This window comes from Exiguobacterium qingdaonense, assembly GCF_018617855.1.
Lineage (GTDB): Bacteria > Bacillota > Bacilli > Exiguobacteriales > Exiguobacteriaceae > Exiguobacterium > Exiguobacterium qingdaonense.
This window is the reverse complement of the sequence record NZ_JACSKY010000004.1, coordinates 58,525-72,120: the sequence shown is the minus strand read 5'-3', so window position 1 is coordinate 72,120 and position 13,596 is coordinate 58,525. Positions and strand designations below refer to the sequence as shown.

Here is a 13,596-nt window from a genome sequence, read left to right as displayed (position 1 = left end):
TGCTTATTTTGATGGTTTCGGTATGATGACGCCTTCTTCTAAATCAAGCAACAAGTCGATCAGTTCCGCACAGAACTCCGGGAACTGCTCCAAAAAGGCACCTGGACCGACTTCATCCGTAAAGTCGATATAAAGATCGGCCACGTTCCCAGACATTTTCGCAGGTAAGGCGAGGAACGCCGAACCGAAGCGCCAGCTGCCTCGGATGTCGAGTAGCTTCCCGAGGACGAGGTCACCGGTCTCACGTTCTTCCGGCAATTGAACAGCGTATGTCTCTTTTGACTCCCAGTCCTTCAACTGACCGTCTTCTGTCACTTCAAAGATGCTACAACGCGGGACGGCTAGTCCACGGAGCGCATGATAGAGGGCAGGTGACATGTCGTCCTTGTGGTCAGTCAAATAGCGACCATGAGGCGTCATGCCGTCCTCGTCCGTTTCAAAGAAGACGGCCCAATCAATGAAGAGATCGCGGAAGAGCTCGGCATCTTTTAAATGCCACGTCCCTTCCGAGGCGATCTCTTGAATATAGTTCGTCCACTGTGTGCTTCGTGCGAGAGCCGCTTGCTCATACAACTTTTTCAGTTCGGCAAGCAATTCGGACTCTTCGACGAGCAAAGGGAAGGGAATTACTTTCCGGTCTTTTTTCATCGGCGCGGTCCTCGCTTGTTCGCAGGACGTTTTACGACAGGAGGCTTCTCCTCAATCCGTTTCTCGATCACGTCGCCACGATAAATCTCAAGTTCTTTTAACTCGACACCGAGTTGACGCGCGAATGATTTCAAGTGCGGGAGATCGTCCGTCGTCACGAGAGAAAGGACGGTTCCGGCTGCGCTACCGCGAGCGGTACGGCCCGAGCGGTGGATAAAGTCGTCGATTGATTCCGGTAAGTCGAAATGGACGACATGTGTCACATCCTCGATATCGAGACCGCGTGCGGCGAGACCGGTCGTGATGAGGAGCGGGTATTCGCCTTTACGGAATTCACGGAGCGTCTCGACGCGTTCCCGTTTCCCTTTCAAGCTGTCGAGCATGCGGTAGTCCACTTTCAACTTCTCGAGTTCTCCACGAAGCGGTGGCAAGAACGAACGGTTGTTGATGAAGGCGAGTGCCTTCACACCATCGACGTGTGAAAGACGACGGAGAAGTTCCGGTTTATACCGGCGCGTCGTCAACAGATAGCCGTATGTCACTTGATCGCTGACAGCACGTTCGATTTTGATATGTGCCGGTTCGTTCATGAACGGTGCCGACCACTCTTTGAGTGAATCGGTGAGTGTTGCCGAGACGAGTGCAAGCTGACGCTCATGTGCCGTATGCTTGATGATTCGTTCTGCGGCCTCTGTCAAACCGCTGTCGATGATTTGATCAGCTTCATCGAGAATGACGGTATGTGTCTCGTGGAGCTTCAGTTTTTTCTTGTCGATCAATTCGACGAGTCGTCCTGGCGTCCCGACAATCAAATGCGGTTTTTTCTTCAATCGGTCGATTTGACGTTTCAGTTCGACACCGCCGATGAACGAACCGATGCGGACGTCACCTTTTTCAGTGAAACGTTGTGCGACTTGTTGGATCTGCATGACGAGTTCACGCGTCGGGGCAACGATGACGACTTGGATGCGGTCGTTCGCTGAATCAATCTTTTCAATGGCCGGGAGTAAATAGGCGAGCGTTTTACCGGTACCGGTCGGCGCCTCGATTGTCACGTCTTTTCCATCCAATAGTAGGGGAAACGCTTCTTTTTGAACCGGCATCGGCTCATTAAAGCCCATCCGTTCCCACGTTTCGTTAATAAAAGGTTTTGTAAAATTCATAATTTGTCTCCTTATCTTTAGGCAAAAACAAAGGAAGCGAAAGCGCTCCCTCGTCAAATATAGCGAACATGCTCCTTACCATCTTCCACTGAAGAGCGTAACGTCTGAGTATACGTTTGACCGTCTTCGATGAGTTGGATGTGGGCGTCCGCCCCTTCTGCTGTCATTTCAACTTTCTCAATCGTGAATCCTTGATAGACACGATACTGTAACTCGGCCGTCATCTGCTCGTACGGCTCTAGTTCCGGATGTGTCGTGGCGACATCGATCGGGCGCGATACAAGTACGGCGAGTAGTTGGTCACGATAATCGATAAAGTCTTCATTCTCGATATCATCGTCAAAGCGAATCCAAAACCCTCCGTCTTCAAATTCTGTGATAAAACCGTCACGCTTTTCACCAGATTCGTCGACCTTCAAGGAGATGCGGTCACCGACTTGAAAGGCGTGGCTTGTTGTTAATGGTTCATACGTCATGAGTAGAACCCCTTCCTCTTATACGATGTTCTGCTTTCATTGTGTCTGATACGACACAAAAATTCAAGTTCTAACCGATTGGTGTGAGGTTTATCACCACAAAAACTGTATAGTTCGTCACAGAACAATCAAAATAGTACAGATGAAATCAAAACCTTATGTAATGGGGATTCATCTGTTTCAAATTATATGGATTAGAGAATATAACAGTTAATAAAACGCTTTCAAAAACGGCTATTTCATCACGTTCATAAGATTGTTACAAGTTTCACAAGAATGTAAAACATATTGTTCACGTTTTCACGTACACTTCAAGTATAGATAGCAGGCAGTTACTTTCGAGAATGAGGAGTGAATCAACATGGCAACTGAAATCAAATCCGCATGGTCAGGTTTTGTTCCTGGTCAATGGACGAATGAAGTGAACGTCAGTGAATTTATCCGTTTGAATCGTCATGAATACACAGGGGACGACGCGTTCTTGGCAGGTCCGACAGAAGCGACGAACGTTCTTTGGAATCGTGTGATGGAACTGACAAAAGAGGAACGTGAACGTGGAGGCGTCTGGGACGTCGATCAACACACACCATCGACGATCGTGTCGCATGGACCAGGTTACTTGAATAAAGAGTTAGAAAAAGTCGTCGGTGTTCAAACGGATGAGCCATTCAAACGTTCGATTCACCCGAACGGCGGGATCCGTATGGTGGATGCCGCACTCGAATCATACGGCTTCGAGCCGGATCAAGAGGTTACAAAAATTTATTCGGATATTCGTAAGACACATAACCAAGGTGTTTTCGATGCCTATACACCAGAGATGAGGGCTGCCCGTAAATCGGGTGTCATCACAGGTCTTCCGGATGCGTATGGACGTGGACGGATCATCGGTGACTATCGCCGCGTCGCTCTCTATGGAATTGACTTCTTGATGGCGGAGCGTAAAAAAGACTTGGCGAAACGCGGTGGCTTTTTATCTGAAGCAGATATCCGTGACCGGGAAGAATTGAATGAACAACTTCGTGCCCTCCAAGAACTTAAACAACTCGGAGCCGCATACGGATTCGACCTCGGTCGTCCTGCGGAAAATACGCAAGAAGCCTATCAATGGGTGTACTTGGCATACCTCGCGGCGATCAAAGAACAAAATGGTGCGGCGATGTCACTCGGGCGCGTCTCAACGTTCCTTGATGTGTACGCAGAGCGTGACATCGAGGCTGGTCGTTTGACGGAGTCCGATGTTCAAGAAATCGTCGACCACTTCATCATGAAGCTTCGGATCGTCAAATTCTTACGCACACCGGACTACAATGAGCTATTCTCAGGTGACCCGACTTGGGTGACAGAGTCGATCGGTGGAATGAGTGAAGATGGTCGCTCGAACGTCACGAAGAGCTCGTTCCGATTCTTACATTCACTCACAAACCTCGGACCTGCCCCAGAACCGAACTTGACTGTTCTCTGGTCAACGAAGCTTCCAGAAGGCTTCAAACAATACTGTGCGAAAATGTCGATTGAAACATCGGCCATTCAATATGAAAATGATGATTTGATGATGCCACAATTTGGTGACGACTACGGTATCGCATGTTGTGTATCACCGATGAAAATTGGCAAGCAAATGCAGTTCTTTGGTGCACGCGCCAACATGGCGAAAGCCCTTCTCTATAGCATGAACGGCGGACGTGATGAGAAGAACGGTGCTCAAATCGCTCCGACTTGGGAAATGAATACGGAAGACGTGCTCACATATGAGAAAGTGTACGCCGACTTCGATCGTACACTCGACTGGTTGGCAGAGCTATATGTCAACACGCTCAATGTCATTCACTTCATGCATGACAAATATGCATATGAGCGAATCGAAATGGCACTCCATGACCCTGAAATCTTACGGACGATGGCATGTGGAATCGCCGGTCTCTCGGTCACGGCAGACAGTCTCTCGGCAATCAAATATGCGAACGTCAAACCGGTCCGTAACGAAGAGGGAATCATCGTCGACTTCGAGACAGAAGGGGACTTCCCGAAATTCGGAAACAATGACGACCGTGTCGATGCGATCGCCGTCGAGCTCGTCGAATCGTTCATGGAAAAAGTGCGGAAGCATAAAACGTATCGTGACGCGCTTCATACGCAATCGGTTCTCACGATCACATCAAACGTCGTATATGGTAAGAAAACAGGAAACACACCAGACGGTCGCCGTGCCGGTGAACCGTTCGCGCCAGGAGCGAACCCGATGCATGGACGAGATACGAAAGGTGCAGCTGCCTCTCTCTCATCTGTGGCGAAGCTTCCGTTTGAACACGCACAAGACGGAATCTCTTACACATTTTCAATCGTACCGAAAGCACTCGGAAAAGAAGAAGTCGCACGCGAACTCAATTTGGCGGCACTTCTCGATGGGTATATGAGTGGAGAGCATAAAGGACATCACTTGAACGTCAACGTCTTCAATCGTGAGACGCTCCTTGACGCGATGGAACATCCTGAAGAGTACCCACAACTCACAATCCGTGTATCTGGATATGCAGTCAACTTCATCAAGTTGACGCGTGAGCAACAGATTGATGTCATCAACCGTACGTTCCACGGTTCGTTATAAATAAAGGCTTAGCGGCCTTCTACGGAGGGCCGCTCATTCGTTAGGAGGTCATTTCGATGACAATGGGATATGTACACTCGGTCGAATCATTCGGAACAGTTGACGGCCCCGGCATTCGCTTCATCGTCTTTTTACAAGGTTGTGCGTTACGTTGCTTGTACTGCCATAATGCGGACACGTGGGATTTCAAAAAAAATAATCACCGTTCGGCTGAAGACGTCATCCAAGAGGCGCTCAGCTATCGTCCGTTCATGGAAGCATCGAACGGTGGCATCACCATCTCTGGTGGAGATCCGCTTGCGCAACCTGAATTTTTAGAGGCGCTGTTGCGCGAAGCGAAAAAACATGGGCTTCATACGACACTTGATACGTCCGGTGCACTCCGTCCCCCTAATTTGGATGCGATTTTAGATCACACAGATCTCGTCTTGCTTGATATCAAGCATATCGACGACGACATGTGTAAGAAGTTGACGGGACGTAGCAATGTCAACACGCTCGCGCTTGCCGAACACCTTTCCGAGCGCGGAACGAAAATGTGGATTCGCCACGTCCTCGTCCCTGGTTGGACGCTTGAAGAAGGAGCGCTTCGTCGCACCGCCGCGTTCATTCAAAAGCTAGACCATGTCGAGAAAGTCGAAATCTTACCGTACCATGAGATGGGCGTCTATAAATGGGAGGCGCTCGGACTGGATTATCCACTTAGAGGCACGAAACCCCCGACCTCTGATGAAGTCGAGTGGGCGGAAGGCATCTTGCAGGGAACCGTATAAAAAACAAGCGCTGGCCGAGCGGCCTGCGCTTGTTTTACGTTATACTCGCTTTTTCTTTTTTTCTAACGCGCGAGCATGTTCTGCCTGCTTCTTCTCGATATAGAGAAGCTCCCGCTCAAGTTTGACGTAGCTCGCATAGCGTTTCGCATCTAGTGTACCGTTCGTGAGTGCCTCTTGGACGGCGCAACCCGGCTCTTTTTGATGAGAACAGTCGCGGAAACGGCATGTCTCGGCAAGTGCTTCGATATCACGAAACGTCTCATCTAGATGCTCGCTTCCTTCCCATAATCCGAATTCTCGCATCCCTGGTGTGTCGATGACGTATAAGTCATCGATGCGGAACAGTTCGCGGTGTGTCGTCGTATGTTTCCCGCGCTCGTCTTGCGCCCGGACAGATTGTGTGACAGCAAGTGTCTCGTGGGCAAGGGCGTTCGTCAGTGTAGATTTTCCGACGCCGGACGAACCGACGAAGGCAATCGTGCTCTCGCCCGGTAACGCATGCCGAAGTTCGGCGACACCTTCTCCCGTCACGGCACTGACGGGAAACACTTGAATTCCAGGTGCGTTCAGCTCAATGTCTTCGAGCAATGGGTCGACGGAGTCGACTTGATCGGTTTTCGTCAAGACGATGATCGGGATGGCACCGGTATCCCATGCGGCTAGCGTATAGCGTTCTAGGCGGCGGATGTTGAAGTCGTGTCCACACGCCATCGTGATCAGAACGTAGTCGACATTCGCGCAGATCAGTTGTTCACGCGTCTCGTTGCCGGCGGCCGCTCGAGATAGAACGGTTCGACGCTCAAGGAGATGGTGAATCGTACCTTGACCATGCTCGCGAACTTGAATCGTGACATAATCGCCAATGACCGGATAATCCCGTTCGCTCGTCGCCTCATGTCGAAATTTCCCGGAAACCCCGCACATATAAGCGTTCTCCCCGATGGATACCGTGTAGAGATGTTGGAACTGTGCCGTGACACGTCCCGTTTCAGTTTGTTGAATCAAATTAGAATCCTCCTTTTAATGATGGAGGACGACAGCCCTCCGATTTGCTGACATTAGGTGGCGTGCATTCATCATGTTGCTCATAAAACATCATCCTTTCATTGTTCGATAAAATTAGTGTACCACAGTTGTTGGAAACGATAACATCTCGGTCTACAGACCGAGGCGAAACAAGCCTTCCGCTCGTCGACCTAAACAAAAAAACGTATTATGATAAGAGTGTACTTAATAAGGAGGGATGACAGATGAATCACCAAGTGAAAAAGGTGCTGTTCATCGTGGCCGGGATCGCTCTAGCGCTCGTGTTAATCGGCGCTTTACCGAATATGATTTTGTTCGGATTAGGAGCTCTCTTGACGCTTTGGGCTGGGGTCCGTTTTCAGGCCGTGACACACATCGGTGCTAAAGTTGGTTTCGGAATCCTTGCTGTCGTTGGGATTGGGACGATGCTCTCGAACATTTGGGCACTCGTCGGAGTAATTGTGGCATGGTTGTTGTTTAAGGGGTATATGATGTATACGGGACGAAAACGAGATCCGGATGTCGAGATTTTAGATGCGGATGGAACTCGTGCTGGCCGTAGCAGCTTCCAACAGTTCGATCAAGTGTGGCAAAAATTTGTTAATCGTCGTTAAGATTTCATAAGGAGGATTCACCATGAAGACACCGTTTGATCAGTTTCGTGAATTAGCGAATGAGTTGACGAAAGAAATTTCAAAAGAAGTGAAGAAGTATCAAGATAAAGAAATGCCACGTTCAAGTGGCGAGGCTGAACTGAATCGTCACATCCGTGGGGCCGAGAAAGAAGCGTTATCGGTCGAGCGACTCGTGGAACGCCAACGCACATTGCTCGCCGAACTTGCTGAAAAACGTGACGACGCCAAAAAAATGGCGGATAAACGATATGAACAGACGGAGCTGGCAAAACAAGCTGATGAAGAGAAGTTGGCAGAACGTGCAGCGCTCGAGTCGAAACATTATGGGGAGCAGTACCGTTATTTTGAAGGCTTGATTGATGAAGGGAAGCGTGAATTGGATGCACTCGAGCGTCGTGCACTCGAGATGAAACTCAAGCTCGATGAGATGCAGAACAAACGTTATGAGTTCGCGATGCGTGAAAACCTTGATCTGTTAAAAGGGGCACTCGATCAAATTTTTGGTCAGAGCACATCACAGCCTCATCCTTTCACTGAGGAAGAAAAGAAAGAAGAGTCTGCTGAAGAGAAACAAGACACACAAGCGGACGAAGATGATTTTGAAGCAAAATTGAAAGAACTGGAGCGTCGCTTTAAACAAGAGTGAGGCGACGGTTCGGCGATGACCTGAATAAGGTCATCGCTTTCTTTGCTTCATACATATAATCAGAAAGGAGGAATGGACATGGAACGTTGGAACACACGTCAAATTATTGGATTCATGATTATTTTATTTTCAGTCGGACTCTTCATCGATATCGTGACGGGTGGAAATAGTGTCTTATTCAGCATGATCCTCCCATTGCTTCTCCTCTATATCGGACGACGTTTCAGCCGTCGGGGTAAACAGTCAGCAAGTTATATCTTCTATGCGATGGGTGGCATTCTTCTAATTGGCTTGATTTTCTCATCTGCCGCATTCGGATTCGTGCTCTCCGGGCTCTTATTATTATTCGGTTATCGCCTGTATAAGAATCGACCTGGAGAATCGAAAATTCGGACACCCCTTCGCCAAGAACAAGCCTTTTCATTTGGTATGAAAGAATCGGGACATTACGTTTTACGTGATACAAATGAGTTCTTCTTACTCAGAGATGTCGAGATGGACCTGTCTCAAGCGATTATTCCGGAAGGGGAGACATTCTTGCTCCTCAATGGACTAGCTGGAGACATCCGAATCCTCATTCCGGCCGGTTATGATTATTCGATTGATGCGTCAATCGGATTTGGGAAAGTACAGGTCGATGAATCGAACTATTCACCCGTGTTCAATCGCCGGTTCTATACAGCGTCTGACGACTATGTCCAAGCCACACGGAAAGTTCGGATTCATATCGTGCTCATGAGCGGAAGTGTCGAGGTGATGACGGTATGAAAAAAGACTCTTATCCACGAACGGTCGTCTGGCATCAGTTGTTCAGTAGTCTTTTGACGGCTTTCTTGATTACAGTAGCGTTTCTCATAGGTGACTCGACTTCACTGAGCGACTTGTTTTCACGTGAAGAAGGGTTGCCTTTCGGTGTGTCCATCTTAGTGATCGCTGTCTTGATTGGGAGTATTTTTGGTGTCGGTTCGTATTTTTATTTGCGCCGAGACTTTCGGGAAGTTGCCAATGCCCTGTGGAAACTAGAAAATCAAAAAGATATCACATTTCGTCCCTTGTCCCCTTACCGGGATACGCTCGAGCGCATCGTCCGCGTTTCAAAACAGCGCCAAGAGATGGTCGAGATGGCGAAGCGGGTTGGCGAGCGTCCCCTTAGTGTGGAAGAGGCACGCAGTGAAGCCGTCGTTGAAGAAAGACGACGCGTCGCGCGCGAACTTCATGACTCGGTGAGTCAGCAGCTATATGCCATTTCGATGATGACGACAGCGGTCAAACAAACGATGCAGACGAAACCGGAACTAGCGAGTAAACAAATGGCGCAAGTCGAGCTCATGGCTCAAACGGCACAAGCAGAGATGCGCTCGTTGCTCCTGCAGCTTCGGCCGGTCGAACTAGAAGGTATGACGTTAAAGACGGGAATCGAGCGTTTGTTAGAGGAACTGTCCCGTAAGCAGTCGACCGAACTCGTCTGGCGATTAGAAGAAGTGAAACTGTCCCGACACACTGAAAATGAATTGTTTCGGATTGTTCAGGAAGCCATCAGCAACACGTTACGGCACGCAAAAGCGACGCGTCTAGAGATTGAGATGCGTACCGTTCAACAGACGGTCATTTTAAAGATTAATGATGACGGAATCGGATTTAATGTGGACGATACACAAGTCGCCTCATATGGATTACAATCGATAAGAGAGCGCACAGCCGAAGTCGGTGGAACATTGAGGCTGGTCAGTGTGCCGAATGTCGGGACGCAAATCGAAGTACGTGTGAAACAACAAGTGGAGGGGTAATGATGATTCGAGTCGTATTAATTGATGATCACGAAATGGTTCGGGCGGGCGTATCTGCCTTTTTATCGACACAACCGGACATCGAAGTTGTCGGCGAAGCGTCCGACGGAGCGACGGGAGCGGAGCTTGCGATTGCTGAAAAGCCGGACGTTGTCCTCATGGACTTGGTTATGGAGCCCGTTGACGGAGTCGAATCGACGAAACGAATTAAAGCAAGTTGGAAAGAGGCGAAAATATTAGTCGTGACGAGTTTCTTGGATGATGAGAAAGTGTATCCGGTCATCGAAGCTGGTGCGATGAGCTATGTCCTCAAGACAGCGAATGCAAACGAAATCGCAGATGCGATTCGTCAAACCGCTGCCGGCAATCCGGTCATGGCCGCCCAGGTGACGGGAAAAATGCTCGAGCGTCTACGTCATCCGGAAATGACGCTTCACGAGAGTCTCACTGCCCGAGAAAAAGAGATTTTGCAACTAATGGCGGAAGGAAAGTCGAATCAAGTGATTGCCGACGAGTTATTCATTTCACTAAAAACGGTGAAGACACACGTGTCGAACATTTTGACGAAGCTTGACGTCTATGACCGGACACAGGCAGTCGTCTATGCGTTCCAACATAACTTGGTCAGTAAAGGATGACCAAGCTCCCTGTCATTGAGACGGAGCGTCTCCGACTGCGTCCTCTCCAAATGGAGGACGGTCCGCACGTTTTCGACATCTTTTCAAATGAACACGTGCTACGTCACTACGGCATGGAGCCACATCGGACGTTAGATGATACGGAACAGATGCTTACGCATATGCTCGCGCAAATCGAAATCGGAGCGGTCATCCGTTTTGCAATTGAGCATTGCGAATCAGACGTGTTGCTCGGAACAATCGGTTTTCACAATCGGGCTCCATCGCACCGTCGTGCTGAAATAGGCTATGAACTCAGGCCGGAATATTGGCGTGCGGGCTATGCGACTGAAGCCCTTCATGCGGCGCTTCAGTTTGCTGTGACGTGTGAGATTGAACGTGTCGGGGCCGTCGTCCATATCGACAATCTCCCATCGCAACGTATGCTAGAGAAGAATGGATTTGTTCAAGAAGGACGTCTACATAACTACATGCGACAACGCGGGCAAGCCCATGACGTCTATATGTATAGCTATATGACAAAAGGCTAGGTCATCTCGACCTAGCCTTTTTTCTGTTCCTGTATTTGTTCATCGATTTCAGATAGGTACGTCCAACGCTCCATCTTCGCATCGAGTGTTTCTTTCAATTCTGCAATCGTCGCATACAGTTCATTCACTTTGCCGAGGTCGCTGCCCGCTGATGCAAGTGTCGCTTCCTGCGCTTCAATCTGTTCTTCAAGTGCGGCGATATCTTCCTCGATCGTGTCCCATTCCTTCTGTTCTTTGAAGGTGAATTTTACGACTTCTGACTTCACACGCTCTTTTTTCTCTCTCGGTTCTTTTTCTTTCTTTATTTGACGACCCTCTTCTTGGCGCATGGCCAAGTAGTCACTATATTCCGCATGATACACCTGAATTGCCCCGTCTTCGAACGCAATCAACTGGCTAGCGACACGGTCTAAGAAATAGCGGTCGTGACTGACGGCGATGACCGTTCCTGGGAAGGACTCCAAATAATCTTCGAGTACGGACAACGTCTCCGTATCCAAATCGTTTGTCGGCTCGTCAAGAAACAAGACGTTCGGTTCATCCATAAGGATTCGGAGCAGGACGAGGCGTCGCTTTTCACCACCAGACAACTTCGCAATCGGTTTATATTGCGCATCCGGTGAGAAGAGGAAGCGTTCGAGCATTTGACCGGCCGTGATGGTCTCGCCGTCCGGTGTGTAGATGACTTTTGCGATACGTTCGATCTCATCGATGACACGTCTTGCTTCATCTTCAAACTCGACTTGTTGACCGTAATAGCCAAGATGAACTGTTTCCCCATGCACGATTGTGCCATCGGACGGTTCTAGACGTTTCGCGAGCAAGTTCATGAGGGTTGATTTCCCGCTCCCGTTCGGTCCGACGATGCCGTAGCGTTCACGTCGACCGAAAATCCAATGGAACTCTCGAATCAGTAAGGAATCATCGTATCCGAAAGACACGTTTTCGACTTCAATGACTTTTTTACCGAGGCGACGTGAGCCGACCGAGACGTCGAGCGTTTCTTCTTCAGCCAAGCTCTCTTGATGTTTCAAATCTTCGACGCGTTGAATGCGTGCTTTTTGTTTCGTCGTCCGGGCTTTGGCGCCACGACGTAGCCATGCAAGTTCGCGTCGTAAAATATTTTGTCGCTTTTGTTCCATCGACTGTGCCCGTGCTTTTCGTTCGGCACGTTTTTCAAGGAATAGCTCATAATTTCCGTTATAGAAGTAACTCGTCCCGTCTGCGATTTCTAAAATGTGATTCGTGACACGATTCAAGAAGTAGCGGTCGTGAGTAATGAGAAGGATGGCCCCTCGGTAATCGGCCAGCATCGTCTCGAGCCAAGCAATCGTATCGGCATCAAGTTCATTCGTCGGCTCGTCTAAAAGGAGCAAGTCCGCCTCGTCAAGTAATGCAGCGGCGAGGGCGACCCGTTTTTGTTGTCCACCGGATAGAGCATTCACATCGACTGACACGTCTGGGAGTCCGAGACGGTTTAAAATCGACTTCAGTTTTGCCTCTGTCTCCCAGGCGTCTGCGGCATCGACGGCGTGTTGAGCCTTCATGAAGCGTTCGAGTAACTGTTCGCTCGTCGGGTTCGATTCGAGTGCTTGACGGGCACGCTCAAATTGTTTCAGTGCTTGGACGGACGGAGTATCACTCGTGAACAAAGCGTCAAGAATCGTTTGTCCCTCACCGAATTGAACGGTTTGGGTCAAATAGCGAATCCGATAATCATTAGGATGTTGCATCGTTCCCCGGTCTGCCGTCTCGGCACCGGCGATGATTTTCATAAATGTCGACTTACCAGAACCGTTCACTCCGATGATCCCGATACGGTCGCCAGGATGAATCGTCATCGTCACATCGTCAAATAGTACTTTGTCGGCAAACTCTTTATGCATGCCTTCAATCATCAATAAGCTCATGCGTTCTCTCCTTCAATCTGTCTCCGGATGGCCGATTCGATTGTAGCTGCGATTTCTTTGTTTGGTAAATCGGTCGGGTCGATTGCCGGCAGGAACGTGACATCAACTGTTGCCGGAGTGATTCGGTTTTTAGCCTCTAACAGTTTGTAGCTCCCTTGAATGGCGACAGGGACAATTTTGGCTCCGCTTGATGTCGCGAGTGTCAAGCTACCGGCTTTGAACTCTTTCATAGGGCCACCTTTTGAGCGTGTACCCTCGGGGAAGACGATCATCGATTGACCGGACTGAATCGTTTCGACACCGGAACGAATCGCTTTAATCGATTGCCGGCGATCGTTACGGTCGATGAAAATGCAACCCATCATTTCCATCCAACGCGGGATAATCGGGAACTTTTGGACTTCGATTTTTGAGATGAACGCCTTCGGTCGTTTCGTGGCCGTCAACATGATGGGAACATCAAAGTTCCCTTGGTGGTTTGATACGTAAACGACCGGTTCATCTGGAATCTGTTCTTGTCCGTGGACCCGGATATCCGCACCGGCGATTTTTAATAAAAACTGCGCCCATTTATAGGCGATATCTTGTACATAGCGATAACGCATTGGGGGCTCGATTTTTTTTGCTTTCTGTAAAAACGGGATGGTGATTGGTAACACAGCAAAAAATGAGATAAACCATACGGCTGTTCGAATCATTCTATTTTTCTCCTCTCATCATGACAACAAGAAAGAGTCTTCTTCTCTTGACGAGAAT

General features: G+C 49.0%; 14 protein-coding genes. 8 read left to right on the top strand and 6 right to left on the bottom strand.

Features of this window, described 5'->3' with window-relative positions:
* Window positions 1–3: 3 nt before the first annotated feature.
* The 3 genes from KNP00_RS06665 to KNP00_RS06655 are packed head-to-tail and all read right to left on the bottom strand — an operon-like array spanning window position 4 to window position 2,287.
* A complete protein-coding gene (locus tag KNP00_RS06665; protein ID WP_215143451.1) occupies window positions 4–648 on the bottom strand; it encodes a hypothetical protein in 645 nt (214 codons plus the stop codon).
* Window positions 645–1,811, bottom strand: coding sequence for a DEAD/DEAH box helicase (locus KNP00_RS06660; protein ID WP_215143450.1), 1,167 nt, complete (start codon window positions 1,809–1,811; stop codon window positions 645–647). The genes KNP00_RS06665 and KNP00_RS06660 overlap by 4 nt, the downstream gene beginning before the upstream one ends.
* Before the next feature lie 53 nt (window positions 1,812–1,864).
* On the bottom strand, window positions 1,865–2,287 hold the full coding sequence (locus KNP00_RS06655) for a hypothetical protein (protein WP_215143449.1): 423 nt from the start codon (window positions 2,285–2,287) through the stop codon (window positions 1,865–1,867).
* A gap of 361 nt (window positions 2,288–2,648) precedes the next feature.
* Here KNP00_RS06655 and pflB point away from each other — a divergent pair, with 361 nt between their 5' ends.
* Together pflB and pflA are read left to right on the top strand one after the other, a co-directional pair.
* A complete protein-coding gene (gene pflB, locus KNP00_RS06650) occupies window positions 2,649–4,895 on the top strand; it encodes a formate C-acetyltransferase (RefSeq protein ID WP_215143448.1) in 2,247 nt (748 codons plus the stop codon).
* Between the two features lie 56 nt (window positions 4,896–4,951).
* Window positions 4,952–5,668, top strand: coding sequence for a pyruvate formate-lyase-activating protein (gene pflA / locus KNP00_RS06645; protein WP_215143447.1), 717 nt, complete (start codon window positions 4,952–4,954; stop codon window positions 5,666–5,668).
* Window positions 5,669–5,707: 39 nt separating this feature from the next.
* On the opposite strand, the gene rsgA is transcribed toward pflA, so the two are convergent.
* On the bottom strand, window positions 5,708–6,673 hold the full coding sequence (gene rsgA / locus KNP00_RS06640) for a ribosome small subunit-dependent GTPase A (RefSeq protein WP_215143445.1): 966 nt from the start codon (window positions 6,671–6,673) through the stop codon (window positions 5,708–5,710).
* 245 nt (window positions 6,674–6,918) lie between these two features.
* On the opposite strand from rsgA, the gene KNP00_RS06635 reads away from it, so the two are divergent.
* The 6 genes from KNP00_RS06635 to KNP00_RS06610 all read left to right on the top strand — a co-directional run bounded on the left by KNP00_RS06635 (window position 6,919) and on the right by KNP00_RS06610 (window position 10,930).
* Window positions 6,919–7,308 (top strand): lmo0954 family membrane protein, encoded by a 390-nt coding sequence (locus tag KNP00_RS06635; protein ID WP_215143443.1) that lies wholly within the window; start codon window positions 6,919–6,921, stop codon window positions 7,306–7,308.
* 22 nt (window positions 7,309–7,330) lie between these two features.
* The gene (locus KNP00_RS06630) at window positions 7,331–7,975 is read left to right on the top strand and encodes a PspA/IM30 family protein (RefSeq protein WP_215143441.1); all 645 of its coding nucleotides are present in this window, start codon (window positions 7,331–7,333) and stop codon (window positions 7,973–7,975) included.
* A 78-nt stretch (window positions 7,976–8,053) separates the two neighbouring features.
* Complete coding sequence (liaF, locus tag KNP00_RS06625) at window positions 8,054–8,743, top strand: cell wall-active antibiotics response protein LiaF (RefSeq protein ID WP_215143439.1); 690 nt, start codon at window positions 8,054–8,056, stop codon at window positions 8,741–8,743.
* Window positions 8,740–9,762: a sensor histidine kinase gene (locus tag KNP00_RS06620; RefSeq protein ID WP_215143437.1), complete on the top strand. Its 1,023-nt coding sequence runs from the start codon at window positions 8,740–8,742 to the stop codon at window positions 9,760–9,762. Before liaF ends, KNP00_RS06620 begins: the two co-directional genes overlap by 4 nt.
* Before the next feature lie 2 nt (window positions 9,763–9,764).
* Complete coding sequence (locus tag KNP00_RS06615; protein WP_215143435.1) at window positions 9,765–10,400, top strand: response regulator; 636 nt, start codon at window positions 9,765–9,767, stop codon at window positions 10,398–10,400.
* The gene (locus tag KNP00_RS06610) at window positions 10,397–10,930 is read left to right on the top strand and encodes a GNAT family N-acetyltransferase (protein ID WP_215143433.1); all 534 of its coding nucleotides are present in this window, start codon (window positions 10,397–10,399) and stop codon (window positions 10,928–10,930) included. The genes KNP00_RS06615 and KNP00_RS06610 overlap by 4 nt, the downstream gene beginning before the upstream one ends.
* A gap of 11 nt (window positions 10,931–10,941) precedes the next feature.
* Here the strand turns inward: KNP00_RS06610 and KNP00_RS06605 are convergent, their stop codons facing one another.
* On the bottom strand, window positions 10,942–12,840 hold the full coding sequence (locus KNP00_RS06605) for an ABC-F family ATP-binding cassette domain-containing protein (protein ID WP_215143431.1): 1,899 nt from the start codon (window positions 12,838–12,840) through the stop codon (window positions 10,942–10,944).
* Window positions 12,837–13,538, bottom strand: coding sequence for a lysophospholipid acyltransferase family protein (locus KNP00_RS06600; protein WP_215143429.1), 702 nt, complete (start codon window positions 13,536–13,538; stop codon window positions 12,837–12,839). The genes KNP00_RS06605 and KNP00_RS06600 overlap by 4 nt, the downstream gene beginning before the upstream one ends.
* Between the last annotated feature and the right edge of the window lie 58 nt (window positions 13,539–13,596).